Origin of the sequence: Bradyrhizobium sp. 138, assembly GCF_023074075.1 — a bacterium.
Classification (GTDB): Bacteria; Pseudomonadota; Alphaproteobacteria; order Rhizobiales; family Xanthobacteraceae; genus Bradyrhizobium.
Genome location: NZ_JADPKT010000003.1, coordinates 438078 through 459443, shown reverse-complemented (window position 1 = coordinate 459443; position 21366 = coordinate 438078). Strand labels below are relative to the sequence as shown.

The 21366-nt window shown below is 58.4% G+C and carries 15 protein-coding genes; 11 read left to right on the top strand and 4 right to left on the bottom strand.

The annotated features are described in order from the left end of the window. Genes IVA79_RS03115 through IVA79_RS03105 form a run of 3 tightly spaced genes read left to right on the top strand, consistent with a single transcriptional unit; the run spans position 1 to position 1904 of the window. A complete protein-coding gene (locus IVA79_RS03115; protein WP_247550307.1) occupies positions 1 to 327 on the top strand; it encodes a multiubiquitin domain-containing protein in 327 nt (108 codons plus the stop codon). Further along, a complete protein-coding gene (locus IVA79_RS03110) occupies positions 302 to 1507 on the top strand; it encodes a ThiF family adenylyltransferase (protein ID WP_247550306.1) in 1206 nt (401 codons plus the stop codon). Before IVA79_RS03115 ends, IVA79_RS03110 begins: the two co-directional genes overlap by 26 nt. 28 nt (positions 1508 to 1535) lie before the next feature. Further along, complete coding sequence (locus tag IVA79_RS03105; RefSeq protein WP_247550305.1) at positions 1536 to 1904, top strand: DUF6527 family protein; 369 nt, start codon at positions 1536 to 1538, stop codon at positions 1902 to 1904. A 782-nt stretch (positions 1905 to 2686) separates the two neighbouring features. On the opposite strand, the gene IVA79_RS03100 is transcribed toward IVA79_RS03105, so the two are convergent. Both IVA79_RS03100 and IVA79_RS03095 read right to left on the bottom strand, forming a co-directional pair. After that, positions 2687 to 4963 carry an EVE domain-containing protein gene (locus tag IVA79_RS03100; RefSeq protein ID WP_247550304.1) on the bottom strand — a complete coding sequence of 759 codons (2277 nt, stop codon included), beginning with the start codon at positions 4961 to 4963 and terminating at the stop codon, positions 2687 to 2689. A 113-nt stretch (positions 4964 to 5076) separates the two neighbouring features. Beyond that, a complete protein-coding gene (locus tag IVA79_RS03095; RefSeq protein ID WP_247550303.1) occupies positions 5077 to 6123 on the bottom strand; it encodes a very short patch repair endonuclease in 1047 nt (348 codons plus the stop codon). 552 nt (positions 6124 to 6675) lie between these two features. On the opposite strand from IVA79_RS03095, the gene IVA79_RS03090 reads away from it, so the two are divergent. Beyond that, positions 6676 to 7566: a hypothetical protein gene (locus IVA79_RS03090; protein ID WP_247550302.1), complete on the top strand. Its 891-nt coding sequence runs from the start codon at positions 6676 to 6678 to the stop codon at positions 7564 to 7566. Beyond that, entirely contained in the window at positions 7559 to 10762 is a 3204-nt protein-coding gene (locus IVA79_RS03085; protein ID WP_247550301.1) for a DEAD/DEAH box helicase, read from the top strand. Before IVA79_RS03090 ends, IVA79_RS03085 begins: the two co-directional genes overlap by 8 nt. A 982-nt stretch (positions 10763 to 11744) precedes the next feature. Here the strand turns inward: IVA79_RS03085 and IVA79_RS03080 are convergent. Together IVA79_RS03080 and IVA79_RS03075 are read right to left on the bottom strand one after the other, a co-directional pair. Then, entirely contained in the window at positions 11745 to 12581 is an 837-nt protein-coding gene (locus IVA79_RS03080) for a DUF1259 domain-containing protein (RefSeq protein WP_247550557.1), read from the bottom strand. An 83-nt stretch (positions 12582 to 12664) separates the two neighbouring features. Beyond that, a complete protein-coding gene (locus IVA79_RS03075; RefSeq protein WP_247550300.1) occupies positions 12665 to 12898 on the bottom strand; it encodes a PepSY domain-containing protein in 234 nt (77 codons plus the stop codon). Positions 12899 to 13486: 588 nt separating this feature from the next. Between IVA79_RS03075 and IVA79_RS03070 the strand changes: the two genes are divergently transcribed. From IVA79_RS03070 to IVA79_RS03045, 6 genes are all read left to right on the top strand, one after another. After that, positions 13487 to 14521: a Cj0069 family protein gene (locus IVA79_RS03070; RefSeq protein WP_247550299.1), complete on the top strand. Its 1035-nt coding sequence runs from the start codon at positions 13487 to 13489 to the stop codon at positions 14519 to 14521. A 3-nt stretch (positions 14522 to 14524) separates the two neighbouring features. Further along, positions 14525 to 15121 carry an ATP-binding cassette domain-containing protein gene (locus IVA79_RS03065; RefSeq protein WP_247550298.1) on the top strand — a complete coding sequence of 199 codons (597 nt, stop codon included), beginning with the start codon at positions 14525 to 14527 and terminating at the stop codon, positions 15119 to 15121. After that, positions 15118 to 15924 carry an iron export ABC transporter permease subunit FetB gene (fetB, locus tag IVA79_RS03060; RefSeq protein ID WP_247550297.1) on the top strand — a complete coding sequence of 269 codons (807 nt, stop codon included), beginning with the start codon at positions 15118 to 15120 and terminating at the stop codon, positions 15922 to 15924. The genes IVA79_RS03065 and fetB overlap by 4 nt, the downstream gene beginning before the upstream one ends. A 168-nt stretch (positions 15925 to 16092) precedes the next feature. Then, the gene (locus tag IVA79_RS03055; protein ID WP_247550296.1) at positions 16093 to 16476 is read left to right on the top strand and encodes a hypothetical protein; all 384 of its coding nucleotides are present in this window, start codon (positions 16093 to 16095) and stop codon (positions 16474 to 16476) included. 51 nt (positions 16477 to 16527) lie between these two features. Further along, positions 16528 to 18219 carry an efflux RND transporter periplasmic adaptor subunit gene (locus IVA79_RS03050; protein ID WP_247550295.1) on the top strand — a complete coding sequence of 564 codons (1692 nt, stop codon included), beginning with the start codon at positions 16528 to 16530 and terminating at the stop codon, positions 18217 to 18219. A 9-nt stretch (positions 18220 to 18228) separates the two neighbouring features. Beyond that, positions 18229 to 21348: an efflux RND transporter permease subunit gene (locus IVA79_RS03045; RefSeq protein ID WP_247550294.1), complete on the top strand. Its 3120-nt coding sequence runs from the start codon at positions 18229 to 18231 to the stop codon at positions 21346 to 21348. Positions 21349 to 21366: the final 18 nt, after the last annotated feature.

Genomic DNA, 21366 nt, shown 5'->3' with positions numbered 1-21366 from the left:
ATGACCAATGGAAATGAAGGACACGGGGGTGGCGGGGACCCGGGTCAGGGCGGCGGTAACCCCGGTCAAGGTGGCGGCGGTGGCAACGACCACGCTCTCACGATCATCGTGGAGGGCACGCCGCATGAATGGACCAAAAACGAAATCACCTACGACGAGGTGGTGACCCTTGAGGTTCCCGATTACGCCCAGCACCCCGAGATCACCTACTCAGTCACGTACAAGAAGGGTCAGGGCAACAAGCCCGAGAGCGACTTGGTCAAGGGCGAGTCGGTCAAAGTCAAAGACGGAATGATCTTCAATGTTTCAGAAACTGGTCAGTCATAACGAAGACATCCGCCGGCTCGTCGAGCGAGGATACGCGGTTGGTTTTGACAGCAAATGTCTAATCATCCGCGATATTCTTTATCTCGATGACAAGCTGGAACTGCAAGTCGGTGCGATCGCCACGAAGCTCGTTTTCACCGATCCGGACCACGTCGTGCAAGACGATCATCAGATCTTCTTTGCTGGATCGCATCCGCACAATCTGGACGGCACTCCGATCACCAATCTCGGCGGGGGTACGACCACTTTAGCACTAAGCGAGGCTGCCGCCGACGTGGTCGTTCAACGGCAATTTTCGAACAAGCCACGCGTTGATGGGCAGTTGGTTCCGTTCGCGGACTTCTTCGCCAAGATCGAAAGCTATGTGGGTATTATTTCAGGGCCGGCGATCGCGCGTCACGGCGGTACGGTACTGACATTCCGATCCGTCGAGAAGATCGCAGATGATTCTGTTTTCAAGATTCAGGACACCTTGACCAGTCGCGCCGAAATCACCGACCTTGCTGCCAAGTTTAAAGACGAAATCGTCGCGGTTATTGGCCTAGGCGGTACTGGGGCTTACCTGCTGGATTTTCTCGTCAAGACGCCGGTTAAGGAAATCCGAGGCTTCGACGTCGACCCTTTTCACGTTCACAACGCGTTTCGTTCACCGGGTCGGTTCGACGACGCCGAGTTCAAGCGTTCCAAGGCCGACGTGTATCAGGCTCGGTACGAGAATTTCCGGCACGGGCTCAAGCTGACCCCGAAATTCGTGGACGCTTCTTGTGTTGATGATCTAGAGGGCGTCACGTTCGTCTTCGTCTGCGTCGATAAGGGCAGCTCGCGCGCCGGCATCTTTGATTTGCTCATGGCAAAGAAGATCCCTTTTATCGACGTTGGCATGGGGCTGAACCGAAAGAATGGCCCGATCTCTGGTATGATGAGGGCGAGCTACTATTCAGAAAAGCAGGGGCAGCAGGTCAAAGATATGGCGCTGGCCCCGTTGGCCGACCGGCCGGACGATGTTTACAAGACAAATATACAGATCAGTGAACTGAATGCACTCAACGCTGCGATGGCAATGATCCGGTACAAGCAATTCAAGGGCTTCTACCTTGAGGACGATCCCGAGGCGTTCAATTTTATTTTCGGTCTCAACGATTTTAAGATGATTATTCGGTCGAACCAAAGTGAAGCTTAGCGCTCTTACACTCCAACGCGTCGAGTACATGCCGAAGCAGCTTGAGCCCGGTATCCTTTACGTGTCTGAAAAATTTGGCACTGCAGCGCATCTGTGTGCGTGTGGATGCGGTGAGAAGATTCGCACGCCTCTCGGCCCAACGGAATGGTCGGTCAAGGAAACCACCGGCGGACCAAGCGTCTGGCCGTCGATCGGTAATTGGCAGAAAGCCTGCCAATCGCACTACGTCATCCAGAACGGAAAAATCGTCTGGCACGATCAGTGGTCTGCCGCGCGGATCGCGGCCGGGCGCCAGGGCGAGCAAGAGCGCAGGAAGGTTCACTACGCGGCGATGTACGCAAATGAGGGTCTCTGGCAGCGCTTCTGGAAGTGGATCAAATCGCTGTACGGTTCGTGAGGAAATATGAAGTTCGCGGACATCGAAGGGCAACGGCGAGAGGCCCAACCTGGGCTCTTCGGCGCATGCCCGTCTTGCGGCGCCCCCATGGTTGCGAAGTGCGGGGATCTTAGGGTCCGGCATTGGGCGCACCGTGGAATTCGCGTTTGTGACCAATGGTGGGAGCTCGAAACAGAATGGCATAGGGCATGGAAAAACGAATTTCCCCAGGATTGGCAGGAAATCATTCAGATCGCATTGAACGGCGAGAAGCATGTCGCAGACGTCAAAACGAAGGGTGGCACGGTCATCGAGTTTCAGCACTCATTTTTGAACTTGAAGAGCGCGTAGCTCGCGAGGCATTTTATCGTAAGATGGTTTGGGTCGTAGATGGCCGCAGACGCAAACGCGATGTTGTGCAGCTATTGAAGTGTATTGGACCATGCGCGTGGGGCCAACCGCCGTTCATCCTTCACGTAGCCAGTCACGAAGAATGCGCGCTGTTGCGCGATTGGCAGTCCAGTACCGTACCGGTGTATTTTGATTTAGGGCTCTGCGAGCATAATGGGGTGTCGACCTTCTGGCGGCTCGATCCCGTCAGCCGAATAGGTAGAATGTACTTAACCCCAGTGTCGAAAGAATCCTTTCTGAGGGTGCATAGCGAGGGACTCGATGCCGAGCAAAAGTTCTCCGAAGGTGTAAGCATTATTGTGAAGCTCTTCAGCGCACGGCTCAACGACCTGAGCCGGTCCAGGATTTCCGACTCTACCGTTCGCGGAGGTATGTGCGGCGTCGTTTATAGCTTAGTTCGCGCCGTCCTGCCATTCTCCCGCCGAAAAACGGGGAATCTTGATCCACCGCTCCTCGATAACGAACTCGAAAGCGGCATCTCCGATCTGAACGTCGATGCCACCATAATGCATCTGACGATGATGGTTTGCACAGACGATCATTATGTTGGATGCAGCCAGTGACCCAATTTGCAGTTCGGAGACAGGCATCACATGGTGCGCCTCTACATATGGCTCACCATTTTTCTTCTTGAATCCAAACGGATCGCGGCCAAGGACCTCACACACCTGACATTTGAATCCGATTTGCTTTTTCACGTAGCTACCTACGCTTCCGCGTTCGATGTATTTGCTGACGCGTTCCTTAATTTCGAGGCTCGCATGAATGTATTTCTTCTGAAGTGCCGTCAGATTACCCGAGGAGTCTGATGGCTCATCGGCCTTGTTGACAATTTCTTGGATGTCTTCGCCTAGGAGATCGACGACAGAATGGAAATCGTCGGCGCTGATGGGGAATGATGCAGCTTGAAACCCATCTAAGAGCAATGGAGAGATTGTCGGCGTGTCGTTTCGCAATCGCTCAATCGTAAGCGGTCTGTGCAGATAGGTTCGCAAGTAGCGAATCCGAACAGTCGGCCATCCTGGCTCGCGGCCCGCGCCGTCATTCCAGGACGCGTCATTTGCTTCCGCGCCTTCGAAAACGTTGCTGTCGACCTCGCATATCGCGTAGATACCAGCCTCCAGTGGCGGCTTGCCATCACGCTCTTCGATGGTCCGACGATCAACGCCTACACGAACGATGCCGAGCTGGCCGGGAGCAAAACGATCACGATCAGAAGGCCGAATTCCCCAGGTGTCATATTCAATGTTTTTGTCGAGGAAACGATCAATCGCCCACTTCTTCGGGTTGCAAACAAAGACCCAGTAAGGAGCGGTCTCTTGGCCGCTTACAGGTAGACCGGCAAGAATGCGGGCAACCTCAGTAGCAAGGGCGGATGGATTTTGCGAAAACTCGTTCCAGATGACCTCTTCAAGCTTATTGCCCCGAGTTAAGCCAACCCTGCCATCTGCCGTGTATTCAGGGTCAAAACGTCTGAAGTTCATCATCTTCATGTAAACGCCATTGACGTTTCTGAAGGTTTCGGCCTCAGACGTGTTTGTCATCATGAGCCTATTCAAAAGCGCCGAGAGTTCAGCCACCTCCCTACTTGTTTTGGAGGGGGGTGAACCGCGATGTTGAAGATATAAGTTGAGCGCGAGTATTAGCTCTTCTCGATTCCAAGACGGATTACGCTTGCTCGTTGGTTCGTCAGCTTCTTCGTCTACCTCAACCGCGCTCTCAATCGGGCCTGCATCTGCAAGGCCGGACGCCCATGCTTGAACGTCTTCTAGATTGACGTTTAGCTCGCGCTTCCATGACGTGTGCGCTTGACCGGGCAGTTCGCGAGTCCTTCGTAAGAGACTGTCAAAATCCTGACGGCTCCATTGCCGCTCGCGAGCAGCACCTTGCATAATCTCAATTGGAAATGACCAGTCTCTGTCACCTTGCGCCCACGCCATATCGAACGGTTCAGTTGCTGTCAGACCTAACGGCGGTAAACCGAGATCATAACAAGCATAGTCGACACGGGATTGAATGTTGCCGAACACGCGTCCATGCCGGTTCATATCTGTAAGGCCGATAGCGGCAGCGGCCTGCGCGTTTGTAAACGAATTAAGGTATCCGCCATGGGCCGCGGCTCGATCTCGCCACCAGCCGATCAGTTTCTCGGTCCGCTCTTGCGTGAGGCTCACTCCAGGTGCGGGGGGCGTGTCACTGTCGTTTTGAAGTCCTAAGGTGCGGCGCGCGTACCATTGAGCACGCGCGGAGAACTCTTCCGGGTGATCTACGATGATTTGCTCGTAGGAAAGGTCGGCGAGGTCGGCATCGGCCAATGCCTCAAAGCCCTGCGTTGGCTTTGACTTCATCACTGACACCTCGGCGGCAGCCAATAGGCCCCGGTTTTTCAATTGGCCGAACGTCCGCGTCGTTGGGTTACCTTGGCGCTTCTGGATGCCAGCGTATTCGCTTACAGCTCTTATGATTTTTTCTTCGGCCGGCGAAAGGTCGCTCAAATCCAATCCGGTCTTTTCGACAACAAGTGCGCGGCCCAGATCAGCAGTCTTCGCCCGGATGGCGATCCGAACCTCATCAGTCGAGGCATTTTGCCTTTCAATATTTTGCTGAAGCCGGGTCAGGTCATCCAGCGACCGGACTGCTCGCAAAGCCCTCTCTATTCTTTCGTCCATCTGCGCTCCCCCATGCGCAGTGTGGTGAAATAGAAGCCCGAAGCAACAACAAAGTAAGTTTTTGGGCCGTCAGAACCCATAGGAAAGACTACTTGGTCGCCGTGAGGAGAGGGCTACTTTTGGGCGAGCGCTTCCTTCACCCGAGCGATGGCTTTCGGCAGGTCGTTCCTGATCTCATCGCCAGGAATGCGCACGGAGCGAATGCCTAGTGCTGCAAGCGTCTCAGTCATAGCGGTATCTCTTGCCTTCTGTTTGGCGCGCGTATGATGCCCGCCATCGCAAAACACGGCGACGCGTTCATCCGGGAAGAATAAGTCGGCTTCCGTAACCAGGCCGTCAGTGTGGCGAAACTCGACGTCATTCCACAGGTGATACCAGGAAGGAAAAGTCGCGCCATCGCTCATGATGAGCATCTGACACGCGGGAAACAGCTTTTCTTTCGCAAGTGCTTGGATCACGAATAGCTCGATAGGTGTTTCGGCGCCCCAAACCCGCCGAGCTTCAACCTGTTTGAAGGGCGTGAAGAACAATTTGCGCCGATGCTTTTCGTACCGAGCTTTCATCTGTTCGGAAGGCATCTTGAGATCCATCGTAAGGATTTCGTCGCCCTCAGGCACTTCCGTCGCTAGGAAGAACTGGTCAATTACGATCCCGATCTCGTCGAGATAACCCTTGCTTCCACCTTCCACGAAGCCTGGTATATGCCCGAACAGTGACCATCCACCTGAAAAAGGATCATAACCAAAGTAAGTCGGTTCGCTCGCAAGCCACGCGTCAATATCAAGCTTCGAGATCAAATCGATTGTCGTTTCCTGAACCTTCTCGCGTTTGGATGCGGGAATAAGCGTCATCGCGAAGGGGCGGACCTGAAGGACTCCGTCGACCTCGTCACCTGGCACGCAACTCAGGACGATGGATACGAGCTGGAAGTTCGTCCCGCGCTCCTGAAATAGCGCGATCTCACCCTCGCTGGGCTTGTCGAACATTTTTCCGCCCGCAGCCTCGCTCATCACCTTGGTGACTGGTTGAACGCCACCAAGGTCGAGCGTGGCGACCCGGATCAGTTCTGGAATGGATGACCAATCCACCGCGTAGGGAGGTTTCGGAAAGACACCGTAGGCCGGGTCTGCCAATAATGAGGCGGGTCTGTTCTCGATCATCTGGAAACGTTACCCCGAATATTGCCAAATCTAAAGGCGGGCCTTCTTGCGGCCAGCAATCCCGAAGACGCTCTTCCGCGTGCCAGCCCTCGTCCTGAGAAAGAGGCGAAACTCGGCTTAGACCGGGCGCGGCTCCATATAGAGATCATGCACGCGTTCCGGTGCTCCTTATCAACTCGGGTGTACTGCACCACCAGCTCATTAATTACCTGCGCCGACCAGATGGGTTGATGGACCGAATAGGCGAACACGCTGCGCTTGAACGTTCGGGTGAAGCGGTCCTCAATCGGACCAGTCGAAACCATCAGCTGCGGACCATGTCCATGTCCACGGCCCGGGAAGCCCAGCTCGGAGTAGCGCGGATTGGGCCGACGAAACGCCAGACTTCGTGCAGAGTAATAGAACTAACCGACCGAAGTGAGAAAGCCGGTCGGCGCGACGCCGCACACCGCAGAATAGGTTTTGTGCACTTCATGCTAGCGCAGTATGCGGTAACAAGGTTAGGTTGTGTGTAAGCTTGTTGGCATGTCGCTTTAGGAGACGTCCTGGGAAATGGCAGGTAGTGCGGGAGTTAAAGGCGCAAAAGCAAAAAAAGTAGGAAAGGCGAAAAAAAGCGCCTTGCTTACAGACGTTGTCGTTGTTGATGCGAATTCGACGGGCAGTAGGTGGACGGTACAAGACGCCAACCGGCTCGCGCGACTGATTGCGTTGATTGCGATGGGCCAGGCTTTGCATGCCGCCAAAATCATCGAGGACTTGTCGCCAACAGCTTCTGCTATCAGCGCCAAGAGCCTGACCGATGCCGCGAAACGGCAGCTCCGCATTGTCGGCACGACTCCAGAGCAAAAGGACTCTTCGCGCTGGAGACGAGACGGCTTCCTTTTCGAAGCGATTTCATGGATTGCGGCCCGCCAAGCTGGGACCGCCCGGATCTTTATGAAGGATCCGCACATCAAGGCTACAACACAGGGCATCGATGGCTTGATGATCGAGCTTGCGGCGTCAACGCCGGAAATTACATCTGCAACTATTTTCGAGGATAAATGCTCAGAGAATCCCCGGGCGATTTTTCGGGGGGATGTAATGAAAGCGTTTGCCGATCATCATAAAAACCTTCGCGGGCCTGAATTGGTGTCCGGTGCGTCAGCATTGATTGAGAAAAGTGGCGTAGATGGCACCGCGGCAGTTCAAGCAGCTTCGCGCGTACTCGATCTCGCTTACCGCCGCTATCGGGCAGCCTTGGCGATCTCCGCGGAGCATGACTCCGAAACGGGACGCGTCGCGCTGTTCAAGGGCTACAACAAGCTTAAGGGCATCACCGCGCAGCAACGCATCGGCGCGACCTTTGTCGTGGACGGTGATCTTCGTGATTGGTTCGATGATCTTGCGCAGCAAGCATTGACTGCTTTGGATGCGATGGCCAAGGAGGGCGCCGGTGTTTGATCCCGAAACCTCCGCGATGTTGCGATCGGCGCCGAGCCTTCCCGATCTCGACGCGCAAGACTTGCCGCGTCGGCTCACCCGCCACTACGCTCAGCTGATGTCTCTTCGCTTGCGCGGAGCAGCCGCAAGCGAGGCAAGTGATACCGACAATTGGCCGCTTGAAAGGATCGCCGATACCTATGAGGTAATTACCTCGGTTCACGACGATGCCAGCGTTAGGCGAGCATCCGCATTCGTGGCCGGAACGGCGCAGCAGATACTCGCACGGAAACAGTTACCCGAAGATGCTGTATTAAGACCTCACGTCGACCGCGAGCAAGTTGATCCCACGATTGCAGCGGCTTTGCTGTTTCTTGCTGCAGAGCAATACGCAGATGCCTATGAAGCCGCGACGCTGATCGGACGCGAGCGCCGTGACCAGGTTTACGAAGCGCGGATTATTGCTGATCACGTGCGCGATTTGGCTCGCGGAAATCTCGCGGAAATTATTGCTCGCGCCGGGCGATGGCGTCGGCCGCAGACACTCAACATCGAGCTGCAACGCCAAGCGCTGAAGGCTTTGCTCGAAGCGCTGATTTGTGGAATCGAGCTGCTCGCATCTCAAATTTTGTCGACGCCGGTCCCCGAGGCGACAGGCAGACGTTTCGACAGCCCAGACGCGGCGTTTCGGAAGGTGTTGGAACTTTCATCTCATTCGGCCGAAGGAGACGACACTCTTACGGGCGATCTCTTCACGACCTATGCGGGTCCGCGCCACCTGGCTTCGTTGCTCCTGTCGGCGAGCGACGGGATACGGGATGCGGCCTTAACGCGGCTGACGCCACCGGATGGCGCAGACAGCAATTTTTGGAAGAAGTGGCTACGTCATAGAGCCGACAGCGCGCCTTTCGTTTGGCCTAATCATCGTCAGGCAATAGCGGTTCATTTCTATGAGACTGGCAAATCGGCGGTAGTCGTTCTGCCAACCGGGGCCGGAAAAACCACACTCTCTTCGCTAAAAATTGCTGGTACCCTTGCTAGGAAGAAGAAGGTTGTCTTCCTTGCACCCACTCATGCGTTGGTCGAGCAGTTGACGCGCGATTTGCAGAAGATGTTTCCAAAGGATCTGCTTGGTTCTGTCGTGTCGAGCGACTTCGATCTGCTTATGCTGTCGGATACGCAGCTAAAGGAGATCGAAGTGATGACGCCAGAGCGGTGTCTTGCAATGTTGTCGTTCGCGCCAACCGTATTTGACGACGTCGGTCTGCTCGTTTTTGACGAATGCCACCTTCTCAGCCCGCAGTCCGGGAAGATTAGGAGGGCGCTAGACAGCATGTTGTGCGTGCTCGCGTTCAATCATGTCGTTCCCGGCTCAGACTTTCTGTTCTTGTCCGCCATGCTCAAGAACGCGGCGGAGTTTGCGGATTGGATAGCTGAGCTTACCGCGAGAGATTGCGTGCATGTTGATCTTCTCTGGAAGCCGAGCAGGCAAGCCCGCGGTGTTGTAATTTATCAGGACGACGAGATTGCTGCAGCTATAAGGGGTGCGCTTAAGATCCAGGCAGCGGGCGACAAGCAGGCTGGAAAGCGTGCCAAGGGCCTAAGGACCGCTGCGGCTGACAAACTAGTTGTTCAACCAGCTGCTATTTGGGGTTTGCAACATAATTGGCTAATCGAAAGAAGAGTGTTTTGTTCTTTCACGCCGCTCCTGAACTCGCGAGTGCGACTGACCGGCGAACTTCGTGGTAGCGGCATTCACCTGAAGCCAAACTCCAATAAAGTCGCTGCTGCAATATCGGCGGACGCGGCACGCAATGGTTTGAAAACCATCGTGTTTGTAAACACAAAGAATGATGCTGTGTCGACAGCCTCCGACATAGCGACAGCTCTCGGCAAGACTATCGCGCCGACTGAGGACGAACAATCAAAGTGGGATGCGCTTGAGCTGGAACTAGGTGACTTGAAGCATTCGCTTCTCAGCGGAGCCGTGGCAGCCGTTCCGCACAATGCTGCGATGTTTCGGTTGGAGCGAGAGCTAGCAGAAAGCATGTTCAGGCGCTCTGATGGGGCAACCGTCATCGTTGCGACTCCGACGCTTGCTCAAGGGTTGAATCTTCCGGCGCAACTAGCCGTCCTAGCTGGCGACAAGCGCGCTTCAGAAGAGGGCAGAGAGGATTTAGAGGCTCACGAAATTCTCAATGCCGCTGCCAGAGCGGGACGCGCCGGGCATTTAGCGAACGGTGTCGTTTTGCTGATACCTGAACCGATCATTTCATTCTCCAAAGGGAAGGGCTTGAGTCCTGATGTCATAAAAAAATTGCGCGCGGTGTTGCCAGAGAATGATCGCTGCGTGACTATTACTGATCCGCTGGAGGTTGTGCTGGATCGTTTAGCGGATGGAGAGAACTTAGATCGAGATGTTCGCTACACAATCAACCGCATGGCGCTTTTGCGTGAATCGGAAGACGAGGATAACGAGCCGTCAATGTTTGATTTCAAACGCTCCTTGGCCGCGTATGCGGCGCGCAGGGCGGCTGAGCAGAAGGAGTTCGACGTTAAAGTTGCGCTGATCAAGAAAGCGGTTGAAGACGATGTAGAAGATGGGATAGAGGGCACGGTTTTCGCCCTGGCGTCCAAAAGCGGCTTACCAGCTAACGTGCTAGTCAGGCTAAGGAGTCGAATCTCGAGCGATGCTGGAAAGTTGCCCACGACGATCCGTAGATGGATCGTTTGGGTATTCGCTTGGCTGAAGGACGACGAGGAGGTTCGTACGTTGTTGCTTTTCGACGTCGCGGGAGCCGCCCGGGCCAGTACCGGCAGGAAGAAGGCAGGCGTGGTCGACACCGATGTGCTGAATGATTTGCGTCCCGGAATTATCGCGTGGGTTAGAGGCAAGCCCATCAATGAAATCGAGGTTGTCCTAGGCGGCGATCCACACTCAGGATCAGCTCTGTCCTGCCCAAGGTCGCGCGAGATGATCGGGTCGGTGATCCCTAGGGCAATATCTTTCATTCTCAGCATCGTTTCATACACGGTGCTGGAGCTCGATCCGTTCTCTGAACAGGACGATTTGGATCGCGAGGTTGTTGAAAGCCTTTCCACCGCCGTTCGGCTTGGCTTCGATGATTTGGAAAAATTGAAGTTTGCCACTGACAACGCTGACAGTTTAGGGCGAGTGCAGGCGCATCTCGCTTGGACCAAAAGCAGCAGAGAATAGATTTGCTTACAGACGCCTATCGTCTCCATCCTCCGAAAAAAGCGTCCCGGATTGCCTGAGAAAGGTGGAAAGGTGGTCGGTGAGCGCGAGATCAAGATTTCCTGCGGCCCGCGATCCCGATATCGCTTGCGTCCGTCATCTCGAGCAGTTGCTTCGGATTGAGCAAGCTTGCCGCATGTTCATACGTTACTGGCGCAGATTTCATGCACCCGATTGGCGCCAGCCGACTGTAGAATTCCTCTTGCTCGTTCCGTTTTTCACGAGCTTCGCGGCGGGATCAGCGCTCGGAACTAGGCATTTTTGAACCGTGTAGAACGGCGCTGTCGCCGGAAGCGCGTGTTTCTGAAGACGCACTTGATAGCCTAACGCTCGAAAGTAACGAGCCAAGCGGCGGGCCGCGGCAAAAGTCATAGGTAATACTAGCACTCAACCTAAGATTGATAAAGCGAAATGTCCTATACCCTACCGTTACCCAATCACTTCGTTCCCAACAATTAATTGCGCTTAAACATATACTTGCAGGCATTGGCCAGCGGTTTAGCTAACCGCCGCTCGGGAGCCCCACAGGGCGGTTTTTGCAGGCACGCGGCGCCAGGGCAGCCAATGGGGCTGGTACAAGTTGGCGCCTCTACGGAGTCGCCCAAGGTCCCCTAGGAGCCGCCCAGTAATAGCGGTGACCAGACGACCCCTAGCTCTTCTAAGGTAACAAATTACCGTCAACGCCAAGGCCGGTACGGTTACCTCAAAGGATGGCTACAGCCCACGTCAAGATTTGAACAACTCAACATAGGCACGGCCGGCTTGCTTGGGCTGCAGGCCACGCGATTTTTCCGGCGTAGGGGGGCTCAGTCTCTAGGCTTTCCGACGACCTCTCCCATCATGCTTATTGCGCTTTCGCTGCCGGTCGGCTTGTTGGCATCTTTTCTTTCCCGAAACAGACTTCTCGACTGCGGAAAGTCTGCACGACATCTTTGCCGGCAAGTCAATTCCTAGTGCTGGCAGTTTTGTCGAGAGACGCGCGCAAACCCTCGGCGAGCTTCACGGCGTCGTCATTCGCCCAGAAGTGCATGAAGAAAAGCCGCGGCTGCTCGTCCAGCATGTGGCTGTGCAGCGCCGTCACCTCGATGCCGTGCGTCCGCAGCGCCAGGATGACGGGGTTGACCTCGTCGCTGGTTAGCACGAAATCGCCCGTGATGGCTGCCTTCCCGCCCCCGGTCGGCTGGAAATTGATGCCGATCGCGACGCCCATCGGGCCGACGGGCGTCAACGGCATGCCGTCTTGCGTGATCGGGTCGCGCCGCTTCACGTTGAACTGGTAGACGCCGCCGTTAACTTGGCCTTTGACACCGATGATCTGGTCGAGCTTCGCGGTGTCGAGATCGACGGCCGGTGGTTGGGCCACCGGGGCCGCGACCGTCAATGGCGTCTTGCTCTCGGCCAGCGCATCACGGATCGCCGAGGCCAGCTTGAGGGGGGCACCGTGGCCGGCCACGTGCATGTAGAACGTCGCCGGGCTCGCGCGCAGCAGATGATTGTGCACGGCGGTGATTTCGAGACCGCTCGCGATCATCTTCGCCATCACGGGATTGATTTCGGTATCGAGCAGCACAAGGTCGCCCATGACCATGGCGCCACCGTGTCCAGGTTTGAAGGCGACCCATCCGCCGAGCGCCAGCGAAGGCTTGATCGTCACGCCGTCCAGGGTCACCGAAAGGTCGCTACGTGGAAAGCCGTAGCGGTGGACGTCATCGGAGACCGCGGCCTTCCGGCCGAGGGTCTCGTCGACCTTTTGCCAATCGATCGCTTGCGCGCGTGCCATGTAGACGAAGGGCAAGTAGGCGAGAGCGAGGCCGGTCACGGCCAGGGACCAGATTCTGAGTTTCATCGTGCGCGTCCTCCATCTCAGTTTCGCTCTTTGATTTGGCCGCTGCTGTCGACGACGAGAGTCACCGGCTTGCCGTCCTTCACAGCCTTGGCCGTGATGCCCTCGGCGGTCGATTTGACGTCGGTCACCTGCGAGTAGCCGGCCGCCTGGATCTTGGCGACGAGCTCGTCTTGGGTCAGAGCGCGGGCAGGCGAGAGTCCCGCCGCAAGCGCTACGAAGAGCGCTGCCCGATAAATCGTCGATGTTCGCATGTCTGATCTCCTGGTTGTCCCAGCCCCAGAAGTAGTCCTGCTCCCGGCTGCACCTGACCTTGTTGGCCGGCGCGTCGTGCGATCTCTTGATCCTGTCGCGGCAACATCGGTCGTGTAGGAGGAAGACCTGCGTTCAACTGCGCGAGGGCGCCGTCGAACATGCGCGAAAGGCCACGACGCCGCGGTCAGGCCCGGCGTCGGCCCGGGCGCCGAGCGTACCGATCGACACAGTTTGTCGGGTGAAAGGTAGGTGCTCGATGCTGACACGCTGCGTCCTTGTTGATCAGGACGCGATTCTTGGGCATGACGCCTCGCGGGGAGATCGCATATCCCCGTGACCCGAATAAAATGCTCAGACCGCCGGGCTGTCAACCCGCGATCGCCTGGGCGCGTGAAACCGAACGTCACGAAAATTTCACCGCCGTCCGGAACGAAAGGACCTCACCGCTGGGTCAACGCGACGGGCAGGAAAACCGCCACTTGAAGGATCCGCGCGATCTCACGTAGACTGCCTGGGCGGGATCAAGCAGACTCCCGGCGAGACTTCGGTCCAAGCTCTGCGCAGCACGCAACACGTGGAGCTTGCGCATGGACACTGAAAGACATTCCTCTCCCCGACGTACGGTAGCCATCCTCTCGCGAGGAGACGCCGCCGCGCGTCGAGATGCCACCCCGAAAAGCGGCCGCTTCGTCGACGTCTTCGAAGCGCTTGCCGCCGTCGGCATCGACGGGCGTCCAGTGATCTACGACGAGAGTTTTGCGGACGCCGCGCGCGAACAACTGCTCTCAGCGGATGGAGTGCTCGTCTGGGTCAACCCCATCCAAGACGGCCGGAACCGGGCCGGTCTCGATGCCCTGCTGCGCGACGTCGCCGCGCAAGGCGTTTGGGTGAGCGCTCATCCGGACGTCATCCTCAAGATGGGCACCAAGGAGGTTCTCTATCGCACCCGGTCCATGGGCTGGGGAAGCGACACGGCGCTGTACCAGACCGCGGCGGCGATGCGCGCCGAGCTACCGGCGCGGCTCGCCTCGGGCCCGCGCGTGATCAAACGCAACCGGGGCAACGGTGGCCAGGGCGTCTGGAAAGTCGAGAAGCTGCCGACCTCATCCATGATCAGGGTGCTGGACGCGACCAAAGACACGCCGGAGGAACTGACGCTGGACGATTTTCTCCGCCGCTGTGCGGAGTATTTCGAGAACGGCAGCGTGGTCGACCAAGCGTTCCAGGCCCGCCTGGGCGAGGGCGTCGTGCGTTGTTACATGGCCGGCGATCGCTGCGCCGGCTTCGGTCACCACAAGGTCAAAGCCCTGGTGGAGTCACCGGCCGCACGAGCCGGGGCCGGCCCGCGGCTCTACACGTCGAACGCAGACCCTCGCTTCCAGCGACTGCGGCGGCTGATGGAGAACGAGTGGACGCCGCAGCTGACCTCGTTACTGGATATCGCGCGAAGTGACCTGCCAGCTATCTGGGATGCGGACTTTATGCTCGGCCCTGTCCAGCCCGACGGGAGCGACAGCTACGTGCTCGGCGAGATCAACGTCAGTTCGGTGCATCCGTACCCGACCGAGGCACCGGCGGAGATCGCCCGACGGGTTGCCGATCGCTTGCAGCTCAAGCTTTGACGCATGCTGACGGTCAGCAGGCTCAAGCGCTTGCACATCTCAGTGTCATTCGATCTGCAGGACGGCGAATGCGTCGCCCTGCAGGGGCCATCCGGGGTCGGAAAGACCTTGCTGCTTCGCTCGATCGCGGACCTCGATCCCAACGAAGGGGCGGTCAAGCTTGACGGAACGCCGAGGGAGGCGGTGCCCGCACCCGCCTGGCGAAAGCGAGTGACTTATCTCGCCGCCGAGCCCGGCTGGTGGTCTGACATTGTGCAGGAGCACTTCACGGCCTGGGATGATGCACTACCGCTGGTCATGCGTCTTGGCCTTCCGGACGACTGCGGACCTTGGCCGGTTCAGAGACTTTCGACGGGCGAGAGACAGCGATTGGGGCTTGTGCGGGGGCTGATGCTGCGGTCGCGCGTCCTGCTATTGGATGAGCCGACTTCGGCGCTCGACTCGGTATCCGCCGCCGCCGTCGAGGCTTTGATTGCCGAACGTGTCGCGGATGGAACGAGCGTCATCTGGAGCACCCACGATGACGCTCAAGCCCGCCGCGTCGGGTCAAGGATATTCGCGATGAGCCCCGATGGGAACATCAAGGAAAGCCTGCCGTGACCTACATCCAGCTTTCCTACGGCGATCTGATCCTACCCGCGCTCCTCGTCGTCATGGACGGCGTCCTGTCGCTTGTTCTCCGCCTCAAGCTCGAGAAGCAACTGGCCATCGCGACCGTGCGCATGGTGGTACAGCTCCTCCTCGTCGGATACGTGCTGACGTTCCTGTTTGCCGCGGTCTCGCCGATTTGGACCGCACTCGCCGCGTTCATCATGGTTCTCTTCGCCTCGCGGGAAATCGTCGCGCGGCAGAAGCGGCGTCTTACGGGTGTTTGGAAATACGGCCTGGGAGCCACATGCACGCTACTCGCCGCCGGTACCGTCACGATGTTCGCGCTCCTGACCGAGCTACGCCCCGATCCTTGGTACCATCCGCGCTATGCGCTGCCTTTGCTTGGCATGATGCTGGGCAACACCATGACCGGCATAAGCCTCGGCCTGGACGTGCTCACAAACAGCCTAGTGCGTGAACGAGCCGCCGTGGAAGCCTGTCTTGCGCTAGGCGGCACCCGACACCAAGCCCTTCTGCCGATCATACGCGACGCGTTGCGAAGCGGCTTCATGCCCATCATGAACAGCATGGCTGCCATCGGCCTCGTTTCCTTGCCTGGGATGATGACCGGACAGATTCTCGCGGGCGTCGAGCCGGTTGATGCGGTAAAGTATCAGCTGTTGATCATGTTTCTAATCGCGGGCGGGACCGGGTTGGGAACGCTGGCTGCAGTCCTGGGGAGCGCACACCTGCTAACCGACCATCGGCATCGGCTTCGCCTCGATCGAATATCTGCCGATGGGTCGGGCTGAATGCTGCTCTGTGCCTTCGATGGGAGTTCTAGTATGCGCCCGTGGTGCCGCGGCACGTCCAAGTCACGGACGCGCTGTCGTCTCCTTGAAAAACCTACCAAAATCTCTTAAATGCGGCCCGTGTCGCACGATCGTCTTCAACGCCTTCGCCATATCGCCAGAGCAATCATGTTCCTGGCGATATCGGCGTTTGTGCTTCAGGGCACCTTGATTTCGGTCTCTCAGGCGGAAGCTGTTTTCGGCGCCATACCTGAGCCGGCCGTGTCCTTGAGCGGCTCCGTGCATTTTCACGATCAGCTGGCGGGTCATGTCCATTCGCATGGCGGAGACAATTCGGAAGGCCATGTTCACGACGGTGCTGACCACGATGACGATGGTGGTCCGAGCCTGAGCTGGAACTTGTTCGGCACCTCCATCGCATCACCTGAGCCGCCCGCTCTGCACAGCCCGTTCGAGTTGCTTGGTCTCGTCGAATCGCCTGCCGTGCAGCCGATCAATGGCGTCAGACCCAAAGGTCTGATCCGACCACCGAGTACCCTCAGCATCGCGTAATTCGGGCGGCCCTCCGGCCGCCGCCGTTTCGCATGTCTGAAGGGATTTTCCATGTTGACGATACTATGCTGTCCGAAAGGGCGGCTCGCGCGGCTTGGGCTGGCGGTTCTTGCGTGCCTGGCGAGTTTGATCTTTGGGTGGGCCGGCTCCAGCGCGCATGAGGGGCACGACCACGGAGAGGTCAACAAAGCGCCGGTGGTGTCATCGGCATATCCGAGGGTTGCGGCGCGATCCGAGCTTTACGAGATCGTCGGGATCCTCCGGGACAACCAGCTTTCGATCTATCTTGACGATGCCGTCACCAACGAGCCGGTCTCGGATGCGACCTTGCAGGTGACGGTCGGCGATTCCGCCGCCGTCGAGGCCTCGAAGGCAGGAAGCGGACTCTACACATTTGCCATGCCTGGGCAGCCAGCCGAATCGGTGGAAGTCATCTTCTCGGTGTCAGCCCAAAAGGGCGACGATCTCCTGGTGGATTCACTGGCTGCGCCGCAGCCGGCCAGTCCGGCTCAAGCGCATGAGCGTGGCTGGCTTTCCTCCGGTCGTCTCGTGGCAGCGTTTGCCGTTGCTGCTGCCGGCTTCGGTCTGCTTTTGGGCTATTCACTACGGTCGGGCCGCAGACTTGCGGCAATAGTCTCGGCAGTGGCGTCGACCATATTCGTTGTTCTCGCCGCGACGTCGTTTGGCGAAAGCCAGACCGGTGCGAACTCCGCTGGTCCACCCGAAGCACCGGCGCTGAGCGATGCGCCGAGGCGTCTGCAGGACGGCACCGCCTTCGCCGCCAAACCGACCCAGCGGTTGCTTGATGTACGCACCGCTGTGGCCGAACCGCAGACGATCCGCCCCGCCGTCAACCTGATCGGCCGCGTCATCGCCGATCCAAACCGCAGCAGCATCGTGCAAAGCATCTACGGCGGCCGCGTCATTCCCAATGGCGGCGCGATACCGCGCATCGGCCAAACAGTCGCGAAAGGCGACGTTCTCATCCAGATCGAGCCGCATTTGCCGGTCGCCGACCGCACGACGATTCTCGAAAAGGTTGGCGAGATCGAACAGTTGATGGCGGTCACCGAGAACAAGCTCCGCCGGCTGCGGCCATTGGCCGAGCGCGGCGCGGTGCCACAAGGGCAGGTCAACGACCTTGAAAGCGAATTGGAAGGGCTGCGGGCGCGCCGCGAAACCGTTCGCAATTCCCGCACCGGCTTTGAGGAGTTGCGCGCATCCACCGATGGCATCATCACCGCGGCCAAGGTCGTGCCAGGGCAGGTGATTCAGCCGCAGGACGTTCTCTTCCAGATCGCCGACCCCGGGAGCCTGTGGGCTGAAGCGCTGGCCTATGAGGACATCGGGCTGCAGGCTCCTGAAGCGGCGACGGCGATCGCGCCTAACGGACAAACGATTGCGCTGTCCCATGTCGGAACGAGCCGCGCATTGCGGCAGCATGCGTCCGTCGTTCAGTTTGCCATCCCGGAGCCGCCGGCAGGCCTCAACATCGGCCAGCCCTTGAACGTGATGCTTCAGAGCGGCGCGTCCGTCTCCGGCCTGATCTTTCCACGCGACGCTGTCGCGCGAAGCAGCAACGGGGAGAATATTGTCTGGCTGCACACGGCCACCGAGCGCTTCGAGCCACACCCGGTACGGGTCGTTCCGGTGGACGCAGCACGCGTGATGATTGCATCTGGCCTCAGCGGAGGTGAGCGGGTTGTCGTCCGCGGCACCGACCTCATCAACCAGATCCGGTAGGAGCCGCGCATGTTCAAGCTCATCGTCACGGCGAGCCTGCGAAATCGCCTGTTCGTGCTGGCGGCCGCTGCCGTGCTTGTTGGTTATGGCCTGTTTGTCCTGCCGAGCATTTCCGTCGACGTCCTGCCCGACATCAACCGTCCGACCGTCAACATTCTGACCGAGGCCGAAGGACTGGCTCCTCAGGAGGTCGAACAGCTTGTGACGTTCCCGATCGAGACGTCGATGAACGGTATGCCCGGGGTCATACGGGTCCGCTCGGTCTCGGGTGTCGGACTCTCAATCGTCTATGTCGAGTTCGACTGGGGTGTGGACGTCTACCGCGCCCGACAGTTCGTTTCAGAACGGCTGGCGCTGATACGCGAGCAACTGCCCTCCGCCGTCAATCCGCAGATGGGGCCGGTGACGTCGATCATGGGCGAAATCATGCTGATCGCGCTGACCAGCGACGGCAGAGCTTCCCCCATGGAAGTTCGCGAGATCGCGGACTTCGTCGTCCGCCCGCAATTGCTCGCCATTCCGGGAGTGGCCCAGGTGATTCCGATCGGTGGAGAAGTTCGACAGTATCGGGTCACCCCGAACATCGCGACCATGCAGGCCCTCGGCATCACCCATGACCAGATCGAGCAGGCGGTGGCCAAATTCGGCACCAATAGCGGCGGCGGGTTCGTGGACCAGCACGGCCGCGAATATCTGATCCGCAATGTCGGCCTCACCAAGCAGATCGCGGACCTCGGCAACACCGTCGTTGCGATACAGGACAAGCAGCCAATCCTGCTCAAGCAGGTCGCGCAGGTGGACTTTGCCGCGCGCACCAAGCGCGGTGACGCCGGCTATAACGGGAAGCCGGCAGTCATCGTCAGCGTGATGAAGCAACCGGCGGCGGACACGGTCGCCTTGACCCGGAATATCGAGACGACGCTCGCGGACTTGCAGCGCACCATGCGGTCGGGGATCAGCGTCACCAACGTTCAATTCCGCCAAGCCACCTTCATCGAGACGTCGATCCACAATGTCCAGCGGGTCCTGGTCGAGGCGGCGATCGTTGTTGCGGTGGTTCTCTTCATTTTTCTGATGAATGGACGGGCGGCGTTCGTTTCGCTCACAGCCATTCCACTGTCCATCCTCGTTACCGCGCTGGTGTTCCGCGCCTTCGGGTTCACGATCAACACGATGACGCTCGGTGGCCTCGCCATCGCCATTGGCGAGCTGGTCGACGATGCCGTGGTGGACGTCGAGAACATTCTGCGGCGCCTGCGGGAGAATGCCGCCTCGGCCGCGCCGCGGCCCGTTCTTGAAGTGATCGCCCAAGCGAGCCAGGAAGTCCGCTCCGGCATCGTCTATGCGACGATGATCATCGTCCTCGTATTCGTCCCACTATTCGCGCTTCCAGGAATCGAAGGCCGGCTGTTCACGCCACTCGGCATTGCCTATGTGGTGTCGATACTCGCTTCGTTGCTGACGTCGGTAACGGTAACGCCCGTCTTGTCCTACTATCTGCTTTCCGGGCGAGCTCATTCAGGCGACCGCGAAAGTGCCGTCGTGCGAGGATTGAAGCAGGCGTACCGACGTCTGCTTGGCTGGGCATTCGAGCAGCGCGGACTTGTGCTCGGCTCAGTCGCGGTAGCGGTCGTGATGGCCTTCTACGCAGCGAGCCTCATGCCACGCAGTTTTCTACCGCCCTTCAACGAAGGGACGCTTGTTCTGTCGCTGCAATACAATCCCGGCATTTCGCTCGCGGAATCGCACCGGCTCGGGCTGCTGGCGGAGCAACTGATTGCAAAGGTGCCGGAAGTCAAATCCGTCGGCCGCCGCACCGGCCGCGCGGAGCTTGATGAACACGCCGAAGGCGTCCATTACAGCGAAATCGATGTCGATCTGGTTCGGTCGAAGCGCGACAAGGCAGACATTTACGCCGGCATCCGCGAAGCTGTGTCGGGATTGCCCGCGTCTGTTGCCATTGGGCAGCCTATCAGTCACCGGCTCGATCACCTGCAATCGGGTATCCGCGCCCAGATCGTGCTTAAAATTTACGGGCAGGACATCGAGATATTGCGCCGGCTGGCCGAAACCTCGCGCCAGCGCCTCTCGACGATTCCGGGGCTGGTCGATCTTCAGGTCGAGAAGCAGGTGCTCATTCCCCAGGTGCGGGTCCAGGTCGATTACGCCCGCGCCGCCCTTCATGGTTTGACGCCGGCCGCCATCACGCAGGCGCTCGATACGCTATCGAATGGCCGAAAGGTCTCCCAGATCGTGGACGGCAATCGCCGCTTCGACGTCGTGATGCGCCTTTCAGAGCAGGATCGTTCGACGACGGGACTGCAGAACCTCCTGATCCCGACCGGCCTTGAATTCGTGCCACTGAGCGCGCTGGCCGAAATTATCGAGACGGATGGTCCAAATCAGATTCAACGCGAGGGAACCCAGCGCAGAATCGTTGTTTACGGCAACGGTGACGGCCGCCGCGATATTGCCGACATTGCCGCCGACATTCAAAGAACCGTTTCGCAGCTCGATTTAGCGCAGGGCTACACTACGAACCTCGAGGGCGCATTCCAGGCGCAGCAAGAGGCTTACTGGCGTATCGGCACCCTGTCGCTTGCATCACTCGCGATGATCTTCACCGTGCTCTACAGCCGGTATCGATCGATTGCCCTGGCGCTCATCGTAATGGGCGGGATTCCAATGGCCCTGATCGGCAGCGTGGCTGGTCTGAAGATCGCCGGTCAACCGCTGTCGGTCGCCTCGATGATCGGCTTCATTACGCTGGCAGGCATCTCAGCGCGTAACGGCATCCTGAAGATTTCCCACTATATCAACCTGGCCATCCACGAAGGGGAGCTTTTCGGGACCGGCCTGATCCTCCGTGGCAGCATGGAACGCCTCAGCCCCGTTTTGATGACGGCACTTTGTGCGGGACTTGCGCTGACTCCGCTTCTGATCGGCGCGGACGAGCCAGGCCGCGAAATTCTGCACCCGGTAGCGGTCACGATCTTTGGCGGTCTGCTGAGCACCACGATCCTCGATGCACTCGTGACCCCCATCCTGTTTTCGATGCTCGGCAAAAGACCGCTGGACCGCCTTGTGTCCGAGCACGCCGCAACTCTCACCCATGCGGAAGCCTACTGATTCCGTATCACCCACCAA